Raw genomic sequence first — 22,240 nt, 5'->3', positions numbered from 1 at the left:
GACGCACAGGATCGAGCGGGGGGATCATCATAATGGTCACTGGTCAGGGGTCGGTTGCGCGCGTCAAAGCGCTGTGGAAAGGGTGCCACGGCCCGCGAAGGGGCATGTCGGGCCGTGGCATGCCGGCGGCCTGCCACTCCAGGAGGGCAGCCAGGAGAAGCAGGGCAGTAGCCCCACCGGCATTGATGAATAGGATCCGCGCCCAGCCGGGATCGGGCCAGGCGATCAGTGCATAATGCCCTGCGAAACTGAGGACGGCGCCAAGCGCGAAGACGGGCAGCGGCTGCCGGCCCAGCAGGCGCAGCGGTGCCAGCCAGGCGGCGCGCAACACATCGGCACCCGCCGGCAGGAATCGCACCACCAGATGCGTCAGCGCCAGGATATGCAGAAGCCGGGGCCAGCCCAGCCCTTCCTTGGGCCCCAGCGGCAGGGTCAGGAAGGCGGGCAGCGGATGGTCGAACCCCAGGTGCCGCCACGGTTCCACCGCGACCATGCCGGCCAGGACCCAGGCGATGGAAGCCATGTCCAGCAGCCGGTGACGGGGCCAGGACAGGCCGCGCTTCGCGCCCACCCCGATACACAGGCCGATGCAGAACAGGAACTGCCAGGCCAGCGGATTGAACATCCAGCGCTCACCCTGGAACCCCGCCGACAGGTTGGCGCCCGTCACCTGCACATAGGCCCAGAGCAGACCCGACGGCAGCAGCACCAGCCACGTGCCCCGCGCCGCCAGCGGCAGCAGAAAGGCGCTGGCCAGCATCAGCGGCACATAGGTTGCCAGGATATCGGCATAGCCGGGCAGGTATTGCAGCGCGAACAGGGCTGGCAGGGCCGCGACCGTATCATCCAGCAAGGGTTCGATACCCAGATGCCAGACGATGGCCCGGTCGCCTGTGGCCGCAAAGGCCGCCGCCCCGCCCGCCGCCAGCGCCAGGGCCAGCAGCAGATAGGTACGGTACAGCCGGAAGGAACGGGACCCCAGACGCAGGGCCAGCCGCAGCCAGCCATGGCGGGCATGAAAACCCCAGTAGGCCAGGGCCAGCGACAGCCCCGCCAGCAGCATGAACAGTTCCGCCGCATCGGAGAAACCCAGCCAGTTCCAGGTGAGGAAACGGGCGGGATTGCCTGGGATGTGGTTGACAAAAATGGCCAGCAGGGCCGCCCCCCGGAACAGGTCGATACGCGCATCCCGCGCAAGGCAGGATGGCGGCGTCGATGCAGGGGCGGGGCGGGACACAGTGCGGGTCATGAAGAGGAAACGCAGGTGTTTCCTCTTTCATCCATGCCTCAGTTAATTTTTTTGGGCGTCCGGCAGCAGGGCCACGTCCACAGCCTGGATCAGCCGGTCCAGTTCCACGGGCATGTCATTGGAAATGACGGCCAGCGCGAAATCCTCCCCCCGCCACATGCCCACCTCCAGGCCCTGGAACTCCTCCAGCTCGGGGCTGTCTGGGGCTGCCGCCTCGTCCGGGGCCAGCGACAGGGTCATGCGACGACCGATCGCATCCTCATAAAGAAGCTGCCCCGTCGCGCCCTCATCGGTACCCAGGACGCGGGCGCCAACCAGGCTCAACCCCAGACGCCGCAGATCGGGGATGGCCACCCGCTCTCCCAGCTTGGCCGACAGCCAGCGGCGGATCTCATCAGGCTTGGTACCGGGGATTTCCACGGGCCGGGTGGGATCGTTGGCGAAAATCTCATGCGCGTCGAGCGCCTGCTGCGCATAGTCGGGCAGGCTGGCAAAGACGGGCCGGCGCAGCAAATCATTGGCCCCCCAGCCCATGGCCACCAGCAGCACCGTCGCCGCCACGCGTGACAGGCGCTGCCGCCACAGGCCCCGGCGCAGGCCGCGTTCCAACCCCTCCACCAGCGGGGCCGGCAAGGCGGGCCAGGAGGGTTCCTGCGCGGTGGCGGCGAGCGCCAGCTGCTGTTCGGCATAGCGGGCCAGCCGTTCATGCGCGTCGGGATGATCCATCAGATAGGCCCGAACCTTGGCATCGCGAGCGGGGTCCAGCTCGCCATCCAGGAAGGCGTGCAGATCGCTTTCCTCGATCCCGTCGGCGGTCACATCATCGACCATTCTTGCCCCCCTCCAGCACGCGCAGGGCCGGGCGTTCCTCTCCCTCCAGCGCGCGTCGCAGGGCTTCCCGTCCCCGTGCGATGCGCGACATGAAGGTACCGATGGGAATGCCCAGACGCTTGGCCGCGTCCTCATATTTCAGATCTTCAACGGCCACCATCAGGATGGCCTGACGCTGTCCTTCCGGCAAGGCTTCCAGTTGGGCGACGACCCGCGCCGCCTCCAGCCGCGCCAGCTGATCGGGCGGCTGGGCCGGTTCGGCCATCTCCTCCTCCAGGCTGGTGACCGACCGCAGGCGCACCTGCTGTCGCCGCCGCCGGCTGATATGGCAGGTATAGAGGATGCGGAACAACCAGGCCTTCAGGTCGCTGCCCGGTCGCCATTGCGCCGCCGATGCCACCGCCTTGGCCAGGCAATCCTGCAATAGATCCTCCGCCTCGTCCGCAGACCGGGTCAGCACGAAGGCATAGCGGCGAAGGGCCGTCAGATGGCCCGTCAGTTGCTGATGGAAAAGATCGTCACTCATCCCGGCCAAATCCTGTCCCAATGAAGCGTAAACGCGGGAGACGGGATTTTCATCCATGGGAATTTTAGAGCTGTTTTCGGGCTGGCGGAAACAGCGCCGGCGCTTGAGGAAAACGAATGGCTAAGGCGCCCGCAAGGTCAGCCAGCGCACATCATAGGTGATGTCCACGGGCTTGGCTGCATCCAGCCCGCGCATGGCCCGGCGCAGGGTGGATGCGGGCAGGCGGGTCGGTGCGTAATCGGCGCCGATGCCGCGCAGGGACAGAAGGAAATGGCGGGCATCGGGGTGGTGTTCCACGAAATCCTGCCGCTGCACCCGGCCACCGGGACCCAGCCAGCGGGACAGGGTGGCGGCATCGGGATAGGCGGGCCCGGCACCCGCCGCACCCGCCGCCGCCAATGCTGCCCGCCATTCGGCAAAGGTATCGACACCCAGGGTCGCCACGCACAGAAGCCCACCGGGCCGCAGCAGACCGCGCCACCGCGCCAGGGCCGCGCCCGCATCGGGGAACCATTGCAGGGCCAGGGTGGAACAGATCAGGTCGAACAGGCCGGTGGTGGCCGGCCCCTCCCCATCCATGGCGGCCACCGACAGGCGGGGTTCGTTGGACAGACGGCCCCGGCAGGCCGCCACCATGCCGGGCGCAATATCGGTGGCCAGCCAGTGCCCGACATGGGGCAGGCGGGCCAGGGAAGCCGCCGTCAGCAGGCCCGTGCCGCAGCCGATTTCCAGTACCCGCGCCCCATCCGGCAGATCAAACGCGGCCAGCCTTTCGGCCATGGCGGCGGCAATGCGCGCCTGCACCCGCGCCGACGCGTCATAGCGCGTGGCGGCGGCGGCAAAGCGGCGGGCCACGGCACGCTTGTCCGCGTCATTCAGCATCGTGCCGCCAGGGACAGGATGTGATCGGCGCACAGGTCGGGATGCGTCACCGGCAGGGCATGGCCGGCACCCGGCACCATCACCGGGTCAGGGAAGCTGCCACGCGATTGTTCGGGCGGCACGATCAGATCATCGCCGCCGCACAGGGCAATATGGGGAACGGACAGGGCCGCAAAGGCCGCACGCGCGTCGATGCTGCCCAGCAGGTCCAGGCCCGCCGCCAGCGCGTCTGTATCGGGCAGGTCATCCGGCAGGGGCAGGCCGGCGCGGGCATGGAAATCAGCCAGCACCGCAGATGGATCGGCCAGCAACCGGCGGCGCATCTGCATCAGGATGCGCGGATGGGTGCCGGCGGGAAAATCGGGGACGCTGGTGAAGCGGGTGAAACCGTTGATGGCGACGAAACCGGACAGAGCCGGGCCATGGGCCAGCAGCCAAGCGGCACCCAGGGAATGGCCGATGGCGATGAGGGGGCGTGGATTTGGTTCAGGCCGTGGTTCCCTCACCCTCCCATCGCTGTCGCGATGGGCCCCTCCCTCTCCCACCTTCGTGGGCGAGGGGAGAAAGGTTCGCCCCTCGCCCGCTTGCGGTAGAGGGAGGGACCCAAGACCGTCAGGGCTTGGGAGGGGGAGGGATGACACAAACATCTTCCCCGCCTCCACCCCCCGCGCCGACAGCGCGGCGCGCACAGCGTCCCACAGGCGGGGCGTGCCGGCCCAGCCATGCACGAACAGGAACAGGGGGCGGGTCATCAGGGCAGACCCATGCCCGGCGGCGGCAGGCAGGACAGGACGGTCAGCAACTGACCCGCCGTATGATCATCCAGCGCCGCCGACAGCGACAGGCGCAGGCGAGACGTGCCGGCGGGGACCGTCGGCGGGCGGATGGCGACGGCCAGGAAGCCCGCCATCTCCACTATCTGCTGCAGGCCCAGTGCCGCCTGTTCGGTGCCGGCGATCACGGGGATGATCTGCGTGCTGCTGGCCCCTGTATCATAGCCGACACCCTGCACCGCCATGCGCACCGCGTCGGCCATGCTGGCCAGCCGCATGCGTTCCATGTCCAGTGACGGGATGACATCCAGGGCGGCATCGAGCGCCCCCAGCACGGCGGGCGGCGGGGCCGTGGTGTAAAGGAACCCGGCGCAGCGGTTGATCAGATAATCGATCAGCAAACGTGAGCCGGCGACATAGGCGCCAAAGCCGCCGAACGCCTTGCCCAAGGTGCCCATGGTGATGGCGATGCGGCCCGGCATCTCCGCCGCCAGTCCCCGCCCCTCCGGCCCCAGCACGCCGATGGCATGCGCCTCGTCCAGATAGACGGGAGCGCCATACCGGTCGGCCAGATCGGCGATGGCGGCAAGGTCGGCGCGGTCGCCATCCATGCTGAACACGGACTCGGTCACCACCATGCGGGGACCGGATGCTTCCTTCAGCATATCTTCCAGATGGTTCAGGTCATTGTGCCGGAAGCGCTTGGCCTTCACGCCTTGGGTAAAGGCCCCGTTCAGGATGCTGGCATGGGACAGCCGGTCGACCAGCAGTTCCGCGTCGGTGCCCAGCAGTTCGGCCAGAGCCGGCAGCAAGGTGGCGTTGGCCTGGAAACCCGTGCCGAACAGCAGGGCAGCTTCAGTCCCTAAGAAGGCGGCCAGCTTTTCCTCCACCTCCCGATGCGCGGTAAGGGTGCCGCAGACCAAGCGCGAGGCGCCGCTGCCAGCCCCGAAGCGGGCCACATATTCGGCGGCGCGGTCGATGATGCCGGGGTCCTGGGCCAGACCCAAATAATCGTTGGACGCGACATCGACCAGCACATTGCCGTCGGGCAGGCGCAGGCGGATGCTGTCGCGGTCATAGGCGCGCAAGCTGCGGCGGCGGCCCGTCATCTCCAGCGCGTCCAGCGCCTGGGCCGCCAGCATGTCCAGCCAGCCGGCAGCACCGCTCATGGGTGACCCCGTTCCAAAACACGGGTGATCGCCCCCGTCAGACGCATCACATCCTCCTCCGTCGCCGTGAAGGCCGGCGTAAGATAGAGAATATCGCGGAACGGTCTGATCCACACCCCCTCAGCCACCAAAAGTCGCTTCAAACCACGTAAATCGCCAATTCTATCCATTTGCACCACGCCAATGGCGCCCAGGGTGCGGACATCAATGACGCCGGGCAGGCCCCGGCAGGGTTCCAGACCCGTTTTCAGCCAACCATTGATGACCGCCACCTGCGCCATACGGGGGTGTGAGTCGAACAGATCGAGCGAGGCATTGGCCACCGCACAGGCCAGGGCATTACCCATGTAGGTCGGCCCATGCATCAGGGCCGCCATCGGATCATCCGACCAGAAGGCATCGAACACGTGGGCCCGCGCGATGGTGGCCGACAGCGGCAGGGTGCCGCCGGTCAGCGCCTTGGACAGGGTGATAATATCGGGCACCACCCCCGCCGCCGTGCAAGCGAACATGTGGCCCGTGCGCCCGAAGCCCGTAAAAATCTCATCAAAGATCAGCAGCAGGCCGTAACGGTCGGCCAGATCGCGCAAGGTGCGCAGGACAGCGGCGTCATGGAAGACCATGCCGCCCGCCCCCTGCACCAGCGGTTCCACCAGGATGGCGGCAATCTGCCCGGAATGGCGGTCCAGGAAGCCTTCCAGGGCGGCCAGACTTTCACCGTCACGCGGCAGCGGCTTCACGAAATGTTCCGGCAGCAGCCCGGTGAACAGGGAATGCATCCCCTCCTCCGGGTCGCAGACGGCCATGGTGGCGATGGTGTCGCCGTGATAGCCGCCGGTGAAGGACAGTATCTTGGACCGTCCCCGCTCCCCTTTGTTCAGCCAGTATTGGATCGCCATCTTCATGGCGACCTCCACCGCGACCGACCCGCTTTCTGCGAAGAACACCCGTTCCAGATCACCGGGTAGCAGCTTCGCCAGCCGCGTAGCGAGCGTCAGCGCCGGTTCATGGGACAGGCCGCCGAACATCACATGCGGCATGCGCGCGGCCTGATCCTCCAGCGCTGCGCGCAGATGCGGGTGGTTATAGCCGTGGCAAGCCGTCCACCAGCTGGCGATGCCGTCGATCAGCACGCGCCCATCGGCCAGATGGATGCGCGTGCCATCGGTTGCCACCACGGGCAGCGGCGGATCGGCATGCTTCATCTGGCTGTAGGGCAGCCAGATATGCCGCATGCCGTCGTTCAGCCAGCCGGGGCTGCCCGTCATTCGCAGGCGTCCGCTTCCACCTCGACCTGCATCGACCGCAGGCCCAGCTTCTGGAACAGCTTCATGTCGCGCTGCTGCGCCGGGTTCAGCGTGGTCAGCAGGCGTTCGCCGTAGAAGATGGAATTGGCACCGGCGGCAAAGCACAGGGCCTGCATTTCATCGCTCATATCCTCACGCCCGGCCGACAGGCGGACGACGCTGGCCGGCATGGTGATGCGAGCAACGGCGATGGTACGGACAAACTCGATGGGATCGACCTGATCGGCCTGATCGAGCGGCGTGCCCTCCACCTTGACCAGCAGGTTGATCGGCACGCTGTCAGGGTGCTGCGGCAGGGTGGCCAGCGTTCGGATCAGGCTGGCGCGGTCCTCCCGCCCCTCGCCCAACCCCATGATGCCGCCGCAGCAGACATTGATGCCCGCACTGCGCACGGCGTCCAGCGTGTCCAGCCGGTCCTGATAGGTGCGGGTGGTGATGATGTTGCCGTAATGCTCTTCGGACGTGTCCAGATTATGGTTGTAGTAATCCAGACCCGCATCCTTCAGCTTCAGCGCCTGATCAGGCCGCAGCATGCCGAGCGTGACGCAGGTCTCCATGCCCATGGCTTTCACGCCCTCCACCATGGCGCAGACCGTGTCCAGGTCCTGATCCTTGGGTGAGCGCCAGGCGGCACCCATGCAGAAGCGCGAGGCCCCCTGCTCCTTGGCGGCGCGGGCCTCGGCCAGCACCTTTTCGACCTGCATCAGCTTGGAGGCCTTCAGGCCCGTGTCGAACTGCGCCGATTGCGGGCAGTAATTGCAATCTTCCGGGCAGCCGCCGGTCTTGATCGACAGCAGCGTGGAGATTTGCACCTCGTTCGGGTCGAAGAACTGCCGGTGCAGGGTCTGCGCACGGTAGAGCAGGTCCATGAAGGGCAGGTTGAACAGGGCCTCCACCTCAGCCTGGCTCCAATCATTGCGGATCGGATTGCCGGCCAGGGCGGCGTGCGGGGCAGTGGCGGCGATGCTCATCTCTCATCCCTTCAACAGGACATGCGGGTTCCGGCTAGTGGTATAAAACCTGTTACCGGAGCCTGTCAGGACCCAAATGCAGGCCAGCATCCCCCGTTATGCATGGGGGGGTTGAGGGAAAGGGGGGTGGTAGGGTAACGACCTGCTCCACAAGGATACGATGGATTTGACCATGGGCGCTTACTTTGTCACCGCCACCGGCACCGATATCGGCAAGACCTTTGTCAGCGCCTGCCTGCTGCGGCATTGGCGGGCGGCGGGACTGTCGCCGGATGCGTTCAAGCCGCTGGTCAGCGGCATTGATCCCGATGACCCAACAGGCAGCGATCCCGCCGCCCTGATTGAAGCCATGGGCCTGGACATGACGCCGGAAACGCTGGACCGGGTGTCGCCCTGGCGGTTTGCGGCACCGCTGGCCCCCAACATGGCGGCAAGGCTGGAGGGGCGACTGGTGCCCTACAGCGCCATGCTGGCCGCATGCCGCCGCCGGATCACCGATGCGAAAGGTCCGCTGCTGATCGAAGGGGTTGGCGGGGTGATGGCGCCGGTGGATGACGGGGCCACCGTCCTGGACTGGATGGCCGAACTGCGCCTGCCCGGCATCCTGGTGGCCGGAACCTATCTGGGCACGATCAGCCATATCCTGACGGCGGTGGAGGTCATGCGGGCGCGCGGGCTGTCGCTTTCCGCCCTGGTTCTGTCGGAAACGCCGGGGGGAACCGTGCCCCCTGCCGACACGATTGCCGCCCTACGCCCCTTTCTGGGCGATGGGCCGCCTATCCTGCACCTGCCACGCCTGCCGTCTGGGTGCTTCACGCATGTAAGCGTCACGGCGCTGGCGGATTTTCTGTTTTTCTAACCCATTGCACCGGGATTCTAGCCCCCCGTATATCTATTCCCCGTGCGGGAAACCCGTCCAACTGGCATACGTGTGAAAGTGTGCAGGCGACAGGTCTGTATCGCACCAAAGGGGTGACGGGGTGCTGATTTCCGATCCGGGCGATGAAGGCGGGCTGCGGCCAAGGACCATGCTGCTGCTGGTCGCAGGGCTGGCGCTGCTTGTCCTGGCCATCGCCTTTGTGGCGGGGGGTGAGCAGCGGTCGCGCTATCAGGCGGAAATGGATGTGCGGCTGCGGACCCTGGCGGTGCAGCGGGCCAATATCCTGTCCCGCACGCTGGAGGATTGGCGCGCCCAGGTGCGCTTCCTGACACTGACACCGCCCGCATCCGGTCTGGCCCGCGCTGTGACGGCGGGCGGATTTGACACGGTCGAAAACTCCACGGCGACGCTGTGGCGCCGCCGCATGGAGGCGATCTTCAGCGGCTTCATCCAGGCGCGGCCGGGCGTGATCCGGGTCAGCTACCTGTCCCTTGCCGATGGGCAGGTGCTGGCCAGCGTCGATAATGATGATGGGCAGTTGGAGGCCGAAGAACGGCTGAAGGCCGATCTGGCCGCCATGGGCAAGGTCGCGGGGCTGGAGCCGGGTGCCATCCATGTTGATGACCTGGATATCGTGCGCGGCACGCCGCAGGTGGAGGTGATGGCCCGCCCCGTGCTGCGCATGGCATCACCCGTGGCGGGGCCGGGCGGGGTGCCGTTCGGGGTGCTGGTGGTTACGGTGGATGCGCGCGGGCTGCTGTCCGATCTGGCCATGGACCTGAACCCGATCTTTCGCGTCTATCTGACCGATGCGCAGGAGAATTTCCTGATGCATCCCGATCCCACCCGCAGTTTTGGCATGACACATGACCATCCCTGGCGCTGGCAGGATGAGTTCAGGCTGGTACCGGCGCAGGAGGGGCGCGGGTCGTCCAAGGCATATGACAGCAATAATGGCCGTGTCCACGCCGTGCGGCAGCGCGTGGCGCTGGACGGCACAGCGGGGCGGCAGCTGACCATCTCCACCATGGTCAGTGATCGTGTCATCGCCGCCAATGCCGACAGCGTCCGGTTCTGGGTGCTGGGCCTGGGTCTGCCCCTGACGGGTCTGGTGGCGCTGTTGCTGCTGCTGGGCCATCAGGCACGGCGCCGGGACCGGGCCATCCGGTCGCGCGATGCCTGGCTGGTCGCCCTGATCCACAGCGCCCGCGACGCCATCATCGGCCTGGACCCCAACGGTCATGTCAGCAGCTGGAACGAAGCCGCCACACGGCTTTTCGGTGTGGATGCGGCAGAGGCCATCGGGCGCACAACCCTGTCCCTGATCGTACCGCCGGGCCTGGACATCCAGGAACAGGACCTGTTGAGCCGTGTCAGCAACGGCGACAGCGTCGTGAACATGCGCACCCGCCGCCGGGGACGCGATGGACGCCTGCTGGATGTCTCGATCACGGCCACGCCCGTGCGGGCCGGCAACCTCATCGTCGGATCGGCCCTGGTCATCCGCGACATCACAGAGCAGATGGCCGCAGAAATCAGCCTGCGCGGCATGACGGCCCGGCTGGAACAGCAGGTGCGCGAGCGCACCATGGAGATCGAGGCGCTGGCGGCACAACGCCACGCCATCATGGATGGCACCGGTGCCGCCATCATCGCCTGTGACCCGTCGGGCACCATCACCCTGTTCAACCCCGCGGCAGAGGCCGTGCTGGGCCACAGCCCGCATGAAATGGTGGGCAAGGCCACGCCGGCAAAGTTCCTGGACCCGGCAGAACTGGCGGCGAGGGCCCAGGCCGTCACGTCCGAACAGGGGGACAGGCCCCTGTCCACATTGGATATCCTGACGGCGGATGCCGGGGCCGGGCAGCCCGATATACGGGAATGGACCTTCATCCGCCGGGACGGCAGCCGCCAGCCCGTGCTGACCGCCATCACCGCACCGGCCAACCGCGACGGCGCCACCAGTTGCCTGATCGTCGCCATCCCGCTGCACCGGCCCGCACCACCACCGGAACCGATCGTGCCCGCAGCTTTCGTGCCGGTGGCGGCCCGCAACGATGGCATCCCCGGTATCGACATGGCGGATGCCATGAACCGGGTCATGGGCGACCGTGCCCTGCTGAACAGTGTGCTGGAACAGTTCGTGGAACGGTTCGATGGCATGGGCAGCGCCCTGCGCCGCATGATTGCCGCCGGCGACAGCCTTACCGCGATGCGCAAACTGCACGAATTCCGGGGGGCCGCCGGCAATGTCGCTGCGCGTGAGGCCATGGAACTGGCCACACAGGTGGAAGAGCGTCTGCGCGACGATCCCGCCCAGGATCAGACGGCGGAGATCGACCGGCTGGACGGCATGGTGACCAGTCTTTGCGCCGCCATCCGGGCAACGGTTCCCGACACCCGCACCGCGACTGGCACCGCCGGCGCACCGTTGGACCTGAACACCCTGCGCGACGCGCTGCGGGCACGACGCATGACGGCGCCCGATGTGGTGGCCAGCATGGCGGACGGGTTGACCCGGCGGCTGGGCAAATCCAAGTTCATGGAACTGTCGCGATTGGTGGATAGCCTGCGCTATGACGAGGCGCTGGCGTTGTTGGATGCGGAGTTGACCGGTTGACCGTGAGCATGCCCCTCGCGCTTGGTGCGGCCCTTCCGCCCCTGCGCATCCTGATCGTCGATGATGATGTCAGCACGATCCGCATCCTGGCACAGGTGGTGCGGGAGATGGGCGATGTGACCTTTGCCACCAACGGTATGGAAGCCGTCGCCATGGCGCGGACGGAACTGCCCGATCTGGTGCTGCTGGATGCAGAGATGGAGGGGATGGACGGGTTTGCCACCTGTGCCGCCCTGCACGCGATGTCCGGAATGGAGAATGTGCCCATCCTGTTCATCACCTCGCATCGCGGGGTGGAGATCGAGTTGAAGGCCCTGGCCGCCGGCGCGGTGGATTTCATCAACAAGCCGTTCCATCCCCATATCGTGCAGGCAAGGGTCCGCACGCACCTGACCCTGAAACGGCGTACGGACGCGCTGACGCGGCTGGCCACGATGGACGGGCTGACGGGGATTCCCAACCGCCGCGCCTTTGATCAGTCGCTGGCGCAGGAACTGCGGCGGCTGGGCCGGGGGACGGGTCCCTTGTCACTGGTGCTGATCGATGTCGATCATTTCAAGCGCTATAATGATTTCTACGGCCATCCGGCGGGCGATGATTGTCTGCGCGCCGTGGCCGCCGCCCTGGCCGGATCGGTGCGACGGGCCGGCGAACTGGCGGCGCGGTACGGGGGAGAGGAATTCGCCATCCTGCTGCCCGGCAGCGACATGAATGCCGCCATCGGCCTGGCGGAAAAGATGCGCAGCTGCATCGCGGGCCTGCGTCTGGCCCATGCCGCCCGTCCCGACGGCGCCCATGTCACGATCAGCGCCGGGGCCGCCACCCTGGGTCCGGCACAACAAGGTGAAGGGGCAGCGCTGATCGAGGCCGCCGATCAGGCCCTGTACCGGGCCAAGGCAGCCGGACGCAACCGGGTGCTTCATGCCGATGATGCGGCCTGACTGACGGGACGGGGTCGCCAAATCGGCATTGGCGTTACGGTGCGCCCCACGCCATATGGCAGCATTCCCTCCTGTAACGGGCGCGACCATGGCCGGGCTTTCAGAGACGACCTTCCTTTATCTGCTGGGCGGCACCATCCTGGCCCTGGCCGGCAAGTCCGATGCCGCCGACAGCGCAGCCCTGTTGCGCGCCGCCGGGATCAGCACGGGCGGGCCCGTGACGGTACGCCCCCTGATGAGCGTGGGCAGCCAAAACCTGCGCATCGACGATATCCGCCTGCTGGCCCGCGAAATCCAGGCCCGCCATGCCGACGGCGTGCATGCCTTTGTGGTGGCGCAGGGCACGGACACGATGGAGGAAACCTCCTTCCTGCTGTCGCTGCTGGCGCCTGCCGATGCCACCATCATCATGACGGGATCGATGCGCACCGCCGATGCGCCGGGGGCCGAGGGGCCGGGCAATCTGCGCGACGCCCTGATCGCCGCCCGCGCCCTGGCCGGGAAACGGCCCGGCGTTCTGGTTGCCATTGCCGGTGAACTGCACGATGCGCGGCTGGTGCGCAAGATGGATAGCGGGCGTATCGCCGCCTTTGGCAGCCCCGGTTGGGGCCCTGTCGGCAGCATCATTACCGGCCGCGTGCGTCTGGCCATGACGCCGCTGCCCGCCCCAGGCCCTTATGACTGGCCGGTGGAAAAGGCGGGGGGCCGTGTCGGCCTGCTGACAATTGCCATGGATGCCGACCCGCTGTCCGTCCTGCCCTATGCCGATGCCGCCTGGGACGGACTGGTGGTGGAGGCGATGGGATCGGGCCATGTGCCCCAGGCCCTGGCCGCCCCCCTGGCCGCCATCGCCGCCACCAAGCCGGTGCTGCTGGTCAGCCGCTGCCCGCAGGGTGACACGGACGGCCATGGCACCTATCAGGGTGAAGGCACGGCAGCCTGGCTGATCGCCAACGGTCTGATCGATGCCGGCAGCCTGGACGGGCGCAAGGCCCGCCTGCTGCTGACTACCCTGCTGGCCGCAAACCGGGATGTCCGGGCAGAGATGGCCGGCTGGGCGGGAATGGGGCTGGTGTAAGGCCGCCCTTAAAGATCGGCGGGCGGCGGCGGGCCGGGCAGCCAGCGGTCCCGCATATGCTGACGCGCGGCGGAGCGCAGCCGGGCCGTGTAATCCGGCAGTTCCGGTCCCAGCAGGGGCAGGCCGAAATCGACCGCCGTGGCGGCAATGCCGGCATCATCCAGCGCCCGTCCCGCCGCGACCGCATGACGGGCCAGTTCCAGTTCCTGCCCCCAGAAATAGACGCGGGCAGCCTTCACCTTTTCCTGCATCCGCTGCACCTCTTCCACCCTGGTGTCATTCATCAGCGGCAGCCAGATATCGGGCATCAACAGATCGACGGGCAGGTCGGGCACATATTTGTAGGCATCACCCTGCACGATATGCAGTTTGGCGCGTGCATCCGCCGGCAATTGGGAGGCCAGATCGAGTTCCCGGTGCAGTTCCAAAATGTCGGGGTCCAGTTCCACCACCGTCACCCGCGTGACAGCCGGCAGCAGAGCGCAATTGACGGCACACCAGCCCATGCCCATGCCATAGATCAGCACATGGCCGCCGGCATGGCGGATGCCGATCTCCTGACTTTCCAGTTCCAGAGGTGCCGTCGACATCCAGGTGTTGCCGTCGCGGATAAGGGCCACCATGTCGTGCACCGGCATGGCGGGGGTCCAGTAGCCGGAGCTGATGCTGAACGGCGCCGTCCGCAAACTCCAGCGCCCCTGGGACGACAAGGTATAGCGTGGAATGAACAGGTCAGTCTGATAGGAGGCCATGCCCTGGAACGGGTCGGCAAAGGCGGACTGGTCAGTCATTTGCACCCTGCTGTTGTCGTCTACCGGATGTCGGCACCCATTACGGGTAACATTTCCGGATCAGACTGGCGAGGGATCATATGACCTAACCGACAACCCCCGCCGCCCGCAGCAGGGTGATGCGACCGGCATCCAGACCCAGCAGGCCCGACAGCACCCGGTCCGTATCAGCGCCCAGGTCCGGCGGCGCCTGGCTTTCCACCACGGGGGAGGTGCCGAACTTCACGGGGCTGGCAACGCCCGGCACGGGGCCGGCGGTGGGATGCTGCATGGTCAGCGCCATACCGCGATGGCGCACCTGCGGGTCGGCGAAGGCGGTGGACAGGCTGTTGATGGGGCCAGCGGGCACGTCCGCCGCCTCCAGTGCCAGCAGCCATTCCGCCCCCGGTCGCGTCGTCAGGCGGCCGGTGAGCAGTGCTGTCAGTTCCACACGGTTGGCGACACGGGCGCGGTTTGTGGCGAACCGGTCATCCGTGCCCAGGTCCGCCACGCCCAGCACCTCGCACAGGCGCTGAAACTGCCGGTCATTGCCAACGGCCAGATTGATATGGCCATCGGCCACGGCGAACATGTCATAGGGCACGATGGAGGGATGGCCATTGCCCATCCGCCTTGGATCGCGACCCGAAACCAGCACGTTCAGCGCCTGATTGGCCATGGCGGCCAGCATGCAATCCAGCAGGGCCACGTCGATCCGCTGCCCCTGGCCTGTGCGGTCGCGATGATGCAGGGCGGCCAGAATGGCATTGCCGGCATAAAGGCCGGTGATGATATCGGCCAGCGCCACGCCGGCCTTGGCCGGACCGCCATCGGGGCTGCCGGTGACACTCATCAGCCCGCTCATCCCCTGGATCAGGAAGTCATAACCCAGACGTTGCGCATAAGGGCCATCCTGACCGAAGCCGGTGATGGAGCAATAAATCAGACGAGGGTTGAGGACCGACAGGCTTTCATAATCCAACCCATACTTGGCCAAGCCCCCTACCTTGTAATTCTCCACCAGCACATCGGCGCTGCGGGCCAGATCGCGGATGATCGCCTGCCCGTCGGGCGTGGTGAAATCCACCGCGATGGAGCGCTTGTTGCGGTTGGCGGTCAGGAAATAGGCGGACGGGCTGTCGGGGCCATCCACGAAGGGGGGCCCCCAGCGGCGGGTGTCATCCCCCTCCCCCGGTCGTTCCACCTTGATAATTTCGGCCCCAAAATCACCCAACATCTGTGTGGCCCAGGGACCAGCCAGGATGCGGGACAGGTCAAGGACGCGGATACCGTCAAGGGCGGCGAGCATGATCAAGGCTCCAGAATTGACACCCAGGCCGGCGACCGCCGGCCCGCGACCACGTGGTCGCGTAAGCCAAGGGCGCAGATGCGCCCGCCCGGCGCTTGAGGGAACGATTAGAAAAACGCCTGAATACCAGTGATCGCCCGGCCCAGGATCAGGGCGTGGACGTCATGCGTACCTTCATAGGTGTTGACGGTTTCCAGGTTCACCATGTGGCGGATCACATCAAACTCGCCGGAGATGCCGTTGCCGCCATGCATGTCGCGGGCCTGACGGGCAATGTCCAGGGCCTTGCCGCAATTGTTTCGTTTCATGATCGAAATCATTTCCGGCGCCATCTGTCCGGCTTCGAAAAGACGGCCCAGACGCAACGACCCCTGCAGGCCCAGCGTGATGTCGGTCAACATGTCGGCCAGCTTCTTCTGTACCAGCTGCGTAGCGGCCAGCGGCTTGCCGAACTGCTTGCGGTCCAGCGTGTAGGTGCGGGCGGCATGGAAGCACGCCTCCGCCGCACCCATCGCGCCCCATGAGATGCCGTACCGCGCGCGGTTCAGGCACCCGAAGGGACCCTTCAGGCCCGACACATGGGGCAGGATGGCATCTTCCGGCACCACCACCCCATCCATCACGATCTCGCCCGTCAGGGAGGCACGCAGCGACAGCTTGCCCTCAATCTTGGGCGCGGACAGGCCTTTCATGCCCTTTTCCAGGATGAAGCCGCGGATGGCGCCGTCATGGGCGTCGGACTTGGCCCAGACCACGAAGACATCGGCGAAGGGCGAATTGGTGATCCACATCTTGGACCCGGTCAGACGGTAGCCATCGGCCACCTTTTCCGCGCGGGTGCGCATGCCGGCAGGGTCGGACCCGGCGTCGGGTTCGGTCAGGCCGAAGCAGCCGATCCATTCGCCCGACGCCAGCTTGGGCAGATACTTGCGCTTCTGCGCCTCGCTGCCATAGGCCTCGATCGGGTACATGACCAGCGAGGATTGCACGCTCATCATAGAGCGGTAGCCGCTATCCACCCGCTCCACCTCGCGCGCGACAAGGCCATAGGCGACATAGCCGACACCGGCACCGCCATATTCGGGCGAAACGGTCACGCCCAGCAGGCCCATATCGCCCATCTCCTTGAAGATGGCGGGGTCGGTCTGTTCCTTCTCAAACGCCTGACGCACACGGGGGCGCAGCTTTTCCTGGGCATAGGCATGGGCGCTGTCCCGGATCATCCGCTCCTCTTCCGTCAGCTGTTCATTCAGAAGGAAAGCGTCATCCCAGTGGAACGCGGCCGTGCCAGCCATGGCGGAACCCCATTGTCGAAAGGTCGGAGGACAACAGCGATACGCCGGAACCGGACCCTGCGCAAACCATGTTTCATCACCAAGTTGATGAGCAATCATCATCAAGTGTGGCGGCAAATCAATAAAGCGGGCATGATATCCATAGAATGACGCATGACCGGCCCCGCCCATGTATGCCCGCCGCCTGATCCCCAGCACCGCTGCCCTGATCGCGTTTGAGGCTGCATCGCGCCTCGGCGGGTTCACGGCGGCGGCGCAGGAACTCAACCAGACACAGGGTGCCGTCAGCCGGCAGGTGGCGCAGTTGGAAGCGATGCTGGGCGTCACCCTGTTCACGCGGGTGCGGCAACGGGTGGTGCTGACGCCGGCGGGACGTTATTTCGCGGATCAGGCGCGGGATATCCTGGGCCGGCTGGGCCATGCGGCGGCGCGCACCATCGCCTTTGACGGGGATGGCGGCACCCTGGATCTAGCCATCCTGCCCACCTTCGGCGCGCGCTGGCTGATCCCGCGCATGGGTGATTTTTTCGCCCGGCACCGCGATGTAACCATCAATTTCTCCACCCGCGTCCGGCCCTTTGATCCACGGGCAGAAGGAATTGACGCCGCCATCCTGGCCAGCCCACCGACGGCACCCGGCCTGATGGGCCATCGTTTCATGGGGGAGGTGCTGCTGGCCGTGGCGTCCCCTGCCCTGCTGCGCGGGCGGGCCGTGGCGGGGCCGGCGGATGTCGCCACCCTGCCGCTGTTGCAGCAGGAAACGCGGCCCGATGGCTGGGATTGTTGGTTCGCCTCGCACGGGGTCCGCCGCAAGGGCGATCAGCCTGTGCTGGTGTTTGAACAGTTCCTGCTGGTCATCCGCGCCGCCGTGGCGGGACTGGGGGCGGCGTTGGTGCCGGATTTCCTGGTGCGCGATGAACTGGCGGCGGGCGAACTGCTGCGTCTGCCGGGCGGGGAGATGGCAACCGATGGCGGTTACCACCTCGTCTACCCCGCCGACCGCGAGGGCTATGGCCCCCTGGTCGCCTTTCGTGAATGGTTGCTGGCGGCGGCAGCCGCGTAAGGGTTACCCGTGTTTCACCGCACCCCGAATTGACGCCGCAATCGCCTCACGCAGGGGCGTCGGCTGGAACGCGTCATCATAGGGGCAGCAGCGCTGCTTCTGCTTGTCGGCGCGGGGGGTGAAACCCTGCAGCCAGGAATATTTATTGACCATGCCCCAGGCCAGGATATCGCCCGTCTGTTTATAGGACAGCATCATGTCCAGATAGGCGCGGGCATAGTCGGCCACCCCCTTGTCGCGGGCCGCGATGTCCGCAGGCAGGCCCTTGTCATTCACGTCGAACTCGGTGATCAGCAGATCATAGCCCATGCCCACCACCTCATCGATGAAGCGCTTCCAGGCCGCCTCCTCATATTTGGGGCCGCCATCGACCACCATGATATGCGACTGCACGCCCAGGGCATCGACGGGCGTGCCACGCTTGCGGAACCCTTCCAGCAGGCGCAGCACGCCGTCGCGGTGCTTGGCATGGCCGGGTTCCCAACTCATGTAGTCATTATAGACAAGCTGGCCCTTGGGAAGAACCTCGCGCGCCTTGTGGAAGGTGATGTCCAGCACCTTTTCCGCCGGCACATGGCGGGTGAAGGCGGTTTCGCGCATCAGGCCGGTATCGGCGTCCACCGCCTCATTCACCACATCCCAGGAGGTGATGCGATCCTTGTAGGACCCGGCCACCATGGCGACATGGTCGGTCAGCATCTTTTCCACCCCCTTCACAGGGTCGGACCCGAAATTATGGCTGTTCAGCCAGTCAGGCAGCCATTTCACATGGTGCCAGAGCAGGGTATGGCCCCGGAAGGCCAGGCCCTTATCCTTGGCAAAGGCCAGCAGCTTCTCGGCCCGGTCAAAGGTGAAGACATCCGCCGCCGGGCGCAGTGCACCCCATTTCAGCTCATTCTCCGGCACCAGCAGCCCGCATTCGGCCACCAGCAGATCGCGATAGGCAGGATCGGCGAAGGATCCGGTCAGGGTGCCGGGCCGCCCCGTCCCCACACAGGACCCGAACCGCCGGCCCGTCGCCATGGCCAGATCGTTCAGAGAGGGGCCGGGGGCGGCGGCGAAGGCGGGCAATGCGGCCGCAGCGGACGCGGCCAGTGCGGTCGTCAGGACCTGACGCCGGGACAGGTGGGGGTTCATCGGTCATCTCCCAGGGCTTTGATTATTGTTAGCGGTATCATAGCAGGGTGAGATGCGGGGGGAAACGGGGTTGTTGGGGCTTTTCTGCGTGGTTCCCTCACCCTCCCCAAGCCTTTGCAGGCTTGGCCCCCTCCCTCTCCCACGTTCGTGAGCGAGGGAAGAAATTTTCGCCCCTCGCCCGCTGGCGGGAGAGGGAGGGGCCCGAACGCGCCAGCGTTTGGGAGGGTGAGGGAGCGACACCCGCCCAAAAAGAAAGCGGCCCGCCGGAGCGGGCCGCCAGTTGGGTCGGCATCGGGGAGATTTCCGACCTTTTACTAGGGAAGAAGAAGCTTACAGGCGACCACGCAGGCCGATCATGAAGGTGCGACCGGGCGTGTAGGAGGTGAAGGTGGCATTGTCGAACTGGAAGTAGCTGCGCTGCTTCGCGTTCGCCAGGTTGGTCACGTCAAAGGTCAACTGCGGCAGGCCGGTGGAACCCGTGATCTCATTCAGATCCAGGCTGGAGGAGAAGTCCCACTGCCGGTAATCGTCGCTGTACAAGGCGGCGGCGGGGATGCCGTTCTGGTTCAGACCGCTGGTCTGCGAACCCTTGGTGAAGGTCTGCGAGATGCGGGCCGAAACGCCGCCATGCTCATAATAGCCGGTGACGTTGTAGGTGTACTCGGCCACGCCGATGGCGACCGCCGGGGCGGCACCCTTGCCTTTCTGGTCGATGATGGTGGCGTTAGCGATGAAGCCAAGGCCGGGCACCACATCTTCCAGCAGGAAGTCCAGCGGCTGTACCCAGTTGAATTCCAGACCATTGACGGTCAGGCGGCCTTCGGCATTCACCTGCTGCTGCAACACGACGGTTGCCGTGCCGGGACCGCCACGGGAATTGATGGCGGCCTGCTGCGTCGGCGACAGGGTGTCATAGGTGACGCCATAGGCCGCCAGGGCCGCGAACGGCACTGTATTGGACCCGTTCACGGTGAAGCCGGTGATCGCCTTGCGGAAGGCGGCGACACCGACATAACCCTCACGGCCCGTATAATATTCAAAGCCCAGGTCGATATTCTCGGAGATGTACGGAGCCAGGGCGGAGTTGCCGACCGAGCCGACATCGGCGGACGGGCCGGAGAAGTTCAGGCCCGGCAGCTGTGCATTCGGGTCCGGACGGGTCATGGTGCGCGACAGGGCGGCACGGACCACGGCATTGTCAGCCACGTTATAGGCGGCGGACGCCGAGGGCAGCCAGTTGTCGTACTTGTTCTTGATATAGACGAAGTTCGTCACGTTGGGATAACGCGAGCCGTCGGCGATCTGGGTGCCCGCTGCCGTAGTGTTGCGCGGATCAGGCAGGCTGACGCGACCGCCCACCTTCTGGTCGGTCTGAACCCAACGCATACCGATATTGAAGCGCAGATCCTGGCCGTCGATCTGCTGGATGCCGTTGACCTCGCCATAGGCGCCGAGCGTCTCTTCACCGATGAAGCCGCCCGATGCACCGGTGTTCGACGAACCGGCCTCCGGCGTTGCATCATGGAACTGATCATACTTGCTGTCGGTCTTGAACTTGTCCCAATCGACCGTCAGGAAGCCGAACTTGCCCGGCTTCAGATAGTTGGCGAAGGACGCGTTGGGGATCAGCGAGCCGGCATAGGTGACGCCACCGGTCTTGCCCGCCGTATAACCCGTGCCATAGCCCGGATAAGTGGGATAGCCGGCAGGCGCCGCACCCGGCTGGTTCAGGCCATTGCAGGGCGGCTGGGTGTTGGGGCTGGGCAGGAAGACCGACGGGTTGTTGCCGCAGACGGCATTCTGCCAGGCCTGGCTGTTGTCATAGGCGCGGATGCGGCGGGAGACATCGTCCCAGGCGCCGCCGACCTTCAGGTTCAGGCTTTCATCACCCCAGGTGACATTGGCGCGCGCGCCCTTGGTTTCGGTCGTGCGGCGTTCATCCTGCATGTTGACGCGGCCACCGGGCCAGCCGAACTGCTTGGGATCGTTCAGGTCGATATTGCTGGAGATGTCGGGGACACCGCCATTGTTCTTGTAGGTGACGGTCACGCCGGAGCTGGCGGGCGTCAGCGGGCCGACGGTGGGCGATTCACGGTGGAAGGTGGACTTGGTGTAGTTCGCCTGCATGTCGAACTTCAGATTATCGGTGATCTGATAATCGAAGCCGGGATTGACGCCGTAGAATTCCGTGTCCTCAAAGAAGGGACGGTATTCCAGGAAGAACTGGGCGTTGGCGAAGGTGCCCTCGGTCACCACGCAGCCGGCGGAGCAGTCGGTACGGTCAACCTTCATGTTGATCGGGATCGCCGCGCCGTTACGGCCGACCCAGTTCATATCCACGCGTTCCAGGTCGTTCTTCTTCTTGCCGTACAGGCTGTCGACATAGAAATGCAGATCCTCGGTGGCGTGCAGTTCGAACGCCGCGACGGCGCTGACGCGGTCACGGGTACCGAAAATCTCTGCCGGACGGCCCAGCCGCGGGATGATGGCATTGTCCAGCTGTTGGATGGTCAGGCCGGGGTTGAGTGCCAGCAGGGCGGCGCGGTCCAGCGTGGAGCCGGCGACCAGGCCATTGCCAGCATTGGCCGGAACGGTGGCCGGAATGGTCCAGTTGCCGCCGCCCGTGCTGTTACAGCCAGTCGTGGCGCCGCACTGGGCCGCCGACAGGTTGGCATTGGTCCAGCCGATGGTCTCAAAGCCCGGCGTGCTGACCTGATTGCGCACCCCGGCGACACCGATCAGGGCGCCGAAATTGCCCCAGGTATTGCTGGCCAGGGCAGAGGCGCGGCCACCCCACTTGTCGGCCTCGCTGTTCTTGGTGGTCTGCAAGGAATAGCTGACGCGCGGGCCGTCGCTGTCGAAGGGACGGGCGCTGCGCATGTTCACGGTGCCGGCGGCACCGCCTTCAACCATGCCGGCGTTCGGGCTTTTCGACACGGTCAGCTGCGTGAACAGTTCCGTGGGGAACATGTCCAGATCGACCTCGCGGTTGGTGCTCTGCGCGTCCGTGCGGCCCGTGGAGGCCACGGCAACGGGCGCGCCATTCAGCAGCACCTTGGTGAAATTGGTACCCAGACCGCGAATGGCGACGGAGATGCCTTCGCCCGACACTTCGCGGTTGATGGTGATGCCGGGAACGCGGTTGAAGCTTTCGGCGATGTTGGTGTCCGGGAACTTGCCGATATCCTCGGCAAAGATGCTGTCCTGGAAGCCGGTGGCGTTGCGCTTGTCATTGGTGGAGTTGGCAAGGCTGGACCGGAAGCCGGTCACCACAATCTCTTCCAGCGTGTCGCCGGCACCGCCACCGGTGACGGTCTGCGCCTGTGCCGGCAGGAAGGCACCCGCCGTCAGGCAGGTTGCCATCAGCAGCAGGGCCTTGTTGGACAATTGGTTGAGACGCGCATTCTTCGAACTCATGATCACTCCCTCCCTCAGAGTT

General features: G+C 65.9%; 18 protein-coding genes. 5 read left to right on the top strand and 13 right to left on the bottom strand.

Going from position 1 to position 22,240, the window contains the following annotated elements; translation table 11 throughout:
* Positions 1–43 precede the first annotated feature (43 nt).
* From ACT6Q8_RS21600 to bioB, 8 genes are all read right to left on the bottom strand, one after another.
* Complete coding sequence (locus ACT6Q8_RS21600) at positions 44–1,249, bottom strand: OpgC family protein (RefSeq protein ID WP_444734470.1); 1,206 nt, start codon at positions 1,247–1,249, stop codon at positions 44–46.
* A 42-nt stretch (positions 1,250–1,291) separates the two neighbouring features.
* Entirely contained in the window at positions 1,292–2,080 is a 789-nt protein-coding gene (locus ACT6Q8_RS21595; protein ID WP_444734469.1) for an anti-sigma factor family protein, read from the bottom strand.
* Positions 2,070–2,606, bottom strand: a complete 537-nt coding sequence (locus tag ACT6Q8_RS21590) for a sigma-70 family RNA polymerase sigma factor (protein ID WP_444734468.1) — start codon at positions 2,604–2,606, stop codon at positions 2,070–2,072. Before ACT6Q8_RS21590 ends, ACT6Q8_RS21595 begins: the two co-directional genes overlap by 11 nt.
* A 120-nt stretch (positions 2,607–2,726) precedes the next feature.
* Entirely contained in the window at positions 2,727–3,488 is a 762-nt protein-coding gene (locus tag ACT6Q8_RS21585) for a methyltransferase domain-containing protein (protein WP_444734467.1), read from the bottom strand.
* Positions 3,482–4,240: an alpha/beta fold hydrolase gene (locus ACT6Q8_RS21580; RefSeq protein ID WP_444734466.1), complete on the bottom strand. Its 759-nt coding sequence runs from the start codon at positions 4,238–4,240 to the stop codon at positions 3,482–3,484. The genes ACT6Q8_RS21585 and ACT6Q8_RS21580 overlap by 7 nt, the downstream gene beginning before the upstream one ends.
* The gene (locus ACT6Q8_RS21575; RefSeq protein ID WP_444734465.1) at positions 4,240–5,430 is read right to left on the bottom strand and encodes an aminotransferase class I/II-fold pyridoxal phosphate-dependent enzyme; all 1,191 of its coding nucleotides are present in this window, start codon (positions 5,428–5,430) and stop codon (positions 4,240–4,242) included. The genes ACT6Q8_RS21580 and ACT6Q8_RS21575 overlap by 1 nt, the downstream gene beginning before the upstream one ends.
* The gene (locus tag ACT6Q8_RS21570) at positions 5,427–6,698 is read right to left on the bottom strand and encodes an adenosylmethionine--8-amino-7-oxononanoate transaminase (RefSeq protein WP_444734464.1); all 1,272 of its coding nucleotides are present in this window, start codon (positions 6,696–6,698) and stop codon (positions 5,427–5,429) included. Before ACT6Q8_RS21570 ends, ACT6Q8_RS21575 begins: the two co-directional genes overlap by 4 nt.
* Positions 6,695–7,708, bottom strand: coding sequence for a biotin synthase BioB (gene bioB, locus ACT6Q8_RS21565; protein ID WP_444734463.1), 1,014 nt, complete (start codon positions 7,706–7,708; stop codon positions 6,695–6,697). The genes ACT6Q8_RS21570 and bioB overlap by 4 nt, the downstream gene beginning before the upstream one ends.
* Positions 7,709–7,880: 172 nt before the next feature.
* On the opposite strand from bioB, the gene bioD reads away from it, so the two are divergent.
* The 4 genes from bioD to ACT6Q8_RS21545 all read left to right on the top strand — a co-directional run bounded on the left by bioD (position 7,881) and on the right by ACT6Q8_RS21545 (position 13,227).
* Complete coding sequence (gene bioD, locus ACT6Q8_RS21560) at positions 7,881–8,567, top strand: dethiobiotin synthase (RefSeq protein WP_054170029.1); 687 nt, start codon at positions 7,881–7,883, stop codon at positions 8,565–8,567.
* 121 nt (positions 8,568–8,688) lie between these two features.
* Positions 8,689–11,208 (top strand): PAS domain S-box protein, encoded by a 2,520-nt coding sequence (locus tag ACT6Q8_RS21555; protein WP_156344849.1) that lies wholly within the window; start codon positions 8,689–8,691, stop codon positions 11,206–11,208.
* Positions 11,209–11,216: 8 nt separating this feature from the next.
* A complete protein-coding gene (locus ACT6Q8_RS21550) occupies positions 11,217–12,149 on the top strand; it encodes a diguanylate cyclase domain-containing protein (protein WP_444734462.1) in 933 nt (310 codons plus the stop codon).
* A gap of 88 nt (positions 12,150–12,237) precedes the next feature.
* A complete protein-coding gene (locus tag ACT6Q8_RS21545; protein WP_444734461.1) occupies positions 12,238–13,227 on the top strand; it encodes an asparaginase in 990 nt (329 codons plus the stop codon).
* A gap of 8 nt (positions 13,228–13,235) precedes the next feature.
* On the opposite strand, the gene ACT6Q8_RS21540 is transcribed toward ACT6Q8_RS21545, so the two are convergent.
* The 3 genes from ACT6Q8_RS21540 to ACT6Q8_RS21530 all read right to left on the bottom strand — a co-directional run bounded on the left by ACT6Q8_RS21540 (position 13,236) and on the right by ACT6Q8_RS21530 (position 16,601).
* Positions 13,236–14,018 carry a hypothetical protein gene (locus tag ACT6Q8_RS21540; RefSeq protein ID WP_054170033.1) on the bottom strand — a complete coding sequence of 261 codons (783 nt, stop codon included), beginning with the start codon at positions 14,016–14,018 and terminating at the stop codon, positions 13,236–13,238.
* 85 nt (positions 14,019–14,103) lie between these two features.
* Positions 14,104–15,306, bottom strand: coding sequence for a CaiB/BaiF CoA transferase family protein (locus ACT6Q8_RS21535; RefSeq protein ID WP_444734460.1), 1,203 nt, complete (start codon positions 15,304–15,306; stop codon positions 14,104–14,106).
* Positions 15,307–15,413: 107 nt separating this feature from the next.
* A complete protein-coding gene (locus ACT6Q8_RS21530) occupies positions 15,414–16,601 on the bottom strand; it encodes an acyl-CoA dehydrogenase (protein WP_444734459.1) in 1,188 nt (395 codons plus the stop codon).
* 169 nt (positions 16,602–16,770) lie between these two features.
* Between ACT6Q8_RS21530 and ACT6Q8_RS21525 the strand changes: the two genes are divergently transcribed.
* Entirely contained in the window at positions 16,771–17,664 is an 894-nt protein-coding gene (locus tag ACT6Q8_RS21525; RefSeq protein WP_444734458.1) for a LysR family transcriptional regulator, read from the top strand.
* A gap of 3 nt (positions 17,665–17,667) precedes the next feature.
* Here the strand turns inward: ACT6Q8_RS21525 and ACT6Q8_RS21520 are convergent, their stop codons facing one another.
* Positions 17,668–18,801 carry an endo-1,4-beta-xylanase gene (locus tag ACT6Q8_RS21520; RefSeq protein WP_444734457.1) on the bottom strand — a complete coding sequence of 378 codons (1,134 nt, stop codon included), beginning with the start codon at positions 18,799–18,801 and terminating at the stop codon, positions 17,668–17,670.
* 330 nt (positions 18,802–19,131) lie between these two features.
* On the bottom strand, positions 19,132–22,218 hold the full coding sequence (locus ACT6Q8_RS21515; protein WP_444734456.1) for a TonB-dependent receptor: 3,087 nt from the start codon (positions 22,216–22,218) through the stop codon (positions 19,132–19,134).
* Positions 22,219–22,240 lie beyond the last annotated feature (22 nt).

The sequence above is a fragment of the Niveispirillum sp. genome (assembly GCF_052437035.1).
Lineage (GTDB): Bacteria > Pseudomonadota > Alphaproteobacteria > Azospirillales > Azospirillaceae > Niveispirillum.
The sequence above is the reverse complement of the archived record's forward strand: the minus strand, read 5'-3'. Positions and strand labels throughout refer to the sequence as shown.

Bases quoted from the DNA above. Each gene is read 5' to 3' on its own strand.
- ACT6Q8_RS21540 (WP_054170033.1), bottom strand. From the start codon at position 14,018: ATGACTGACCAGTCCGCCTTTGCCGACCCGTTCCAGGGCATGGCCTCC.
- ACT6Q8_RS21515 (WP_444734456.1), bottom strand. From the start codon at position 22,218: ATGAGTTCGAAGAATGCGCGTCTCAACCAATTGTCCAACAAGGCCCTG.
- ACT6Q8_RS21530 (WP_444734459.1), bottom strand. From the start codon at position 16,601: ATGGCTGGCACGGCCGCGTTCCACTGGGATGACGCTTTCCTTCTGAAT.
- ACT6Q8_RS21585 (WP_444734467.1), bottom strand. From the start codon at position 3,488: ATGCTGAATGACGCGGACAAGCGTGCCGTGGCCCGCCGCTTTGCCGCC.
- bioB (WP_444734463.1), bottom strand. From the start codon at position 7,708: ATGAGCATCGCCGCCACTGCCCCGCACGCCGCCCTGGCCGGCAATCCG.
- ACT6Q8_RS21590 (WP_444734468.1), bottom strand. From the start codon at position 2,606: ATGAGTGACGATCTTTTCCATCAGCAACTGACGGGCCATCTGACGGCC.
- ACT6Q8_RS21550 (WP_444734462.1), top strand. From the start codon at position 11,217: ATGCCCCTCGCGCTTGGTGCGGCCCTTCCGCCCCTGCGCATCCTGATC.
- ACT6Q8_RS21600 (WP_444734470.1), bottom strand. From the start codon at position 1,249: ATGACCCGCACTGTGTCCCGCCCCGCCCCTGCATCGACGCCGCCATCC.
- ACT6Q8_RS21580 (WP_444734466.1), bottom strand. From the start codon at position 4,240: ATGACCCGCCCCCTGTTCCTGTTCGTGCATGGCTGGGCCGGCACGCCC.
- bioD (WP_054170029.1), top strand. From the start codon at position 7,881: ATGGGCGCTTACTTTGTCACCGCCACCGGCACCGATATCGGCAAGACC.
- ACT6Q8_RS21595 (WP_444734469.1), bottom strand. From the start codon at position 2,080: ATGGTCGATGATGTGACCGCCGACGGGATCGAGGAAAGCGATCTGCAC.
- ACT6Q8_RS21575 (WP_444734465.1), bottom strand. From the start codon at position 5,430: ATGAGCGGTGCTGCCGGCTGGCTGGACATGCTGGCGGCCCAGGCGCTG.
- ACT6Q8_RS21520 (WP_444734457.1), bottom strand. From the start codon at position 18,801: ATGAACCCCCACCTGTCCCGGCGTCAGGTCCTGACGACCGCACTGGCC.
- ACT6Q8_RS21535 (WP_444734460.1), bottom strand. From the start codon at position 15,306: ATGCTCGCCGCCCTTGACGGTATCCGCGTCCTTGACCTGTCCCGCATC.
- ACT6Q8_RS21570 (WP_444734464.1), bottom strand. From the start codon at position 6,698: ATGACGGGCAGCCCCGGCTGGCTGAACGACGGCATGCGGCATATCTGG.
- ACT6Q8_RS21525 (WP_444734458.1), top strand. From the start codon at position 16,771: ATGTATGCCCGCCGCCTGATCCCCAGCACCGCTGCCCTGATCGCGTTT.
- ACT6Q8_RS21545 (WP_444734461.1), top strand. From the start codon at position 12,238: ATGGCCGGGCTTTCAGAGACGACCTTCCTTTATCTGCTGGGCGGCACC.